Below are 641 nucleotides of genomic sequence, written 5' to 3'. Positions count from 1 at the left end.
GGCACCCACAGGGATTTCTCGGACTGCTGTACTGGTTTGCCATGATGCCAGCCCATCTATTCATATTCAAAGGCATGGTCAAAGCCATCGCGAAAGAAGCCGAAAGTATCAGTATTACTCCTCAGGAGGAACAGTCTCTGGAGAATCTGGAGAAATAGGCAGGTGATGAGCAATCCCCGCATGGCAATCAATGCACGATTGCTCTCGACTTTCCATCATCTGATGTCGACGCGCAACGGTTCGTCCTTGCGCTTCGAAATCCATCTTGTCAACGGAATGGCAATATCGACACTGTTTTGATTTATTCTCGATAAACTGCTGTGTGACTTCAGCAGCCAACCTCGGACGATGCTCCGCCTCGAAATTCTCAAGTGTAATGTCACCAGTCAGTTTGTGATAGATGTCGGCTGTAGCGCCTATTTTCAATGCGATTTTAGCAAAAAACTCCCTAGGGACATGGCAATCACTGCACGTAGCAGCAACCACACCCTGAGAATTTTTGAAGTGTGGGGATGCTTGGTACTCCTCAACTATCGTATCCATCCCAATATGGCAACTGTAACAAAACTCGTTGCGATTGGTGTAATCCATACCAAAGTGAAAAACACTGAAGGCCGCCCCACCAAGGATAAACGCCAATA

1 protein-coding gene and 1 pseudogene are annotated in these 641 nt (G+C 47.3%); one reads left to right on the top strand and one right to left on the bottom strand.

Going from position 1 to position 641, the window contains the following annotated elements:
• Nucleotides 1–158: pseudogene (locus R7044_RS26100) on the top strand (DUF2867 domain-containing protein); the annotation flags it as partial.
• Here the strand turns inward: R7044_RS26100 and R7044_RS26095 are convergent.
• The gene (locus R7044_RS26095; protein ID WP_225456103.1) at nt 115–639 is read right to left on the bottom strand and encodes a NapC/NirT family cytochrome c; all 525 of its coding nucleotides are present in this window, start codon (nt 637–639) and stop codon (nt 115–117) included. The pseudogene R7044_RS26100 and the gene R7044_RS26095 sit on opposite strands and share 44 nt — an antisense overlap.
• Between the last annotated feature and the right edge of the window lie 2 nt (nt 640–641).

The sequence above is a fragment of the Vibrio sp. 1402 genome (assembly GCF_033340275.1).
The sequence above is the reverse complement of the archived record's forward strand: the minus strand, read 5'-3'. Positions and strand labels throughout refer to the sequence as shown.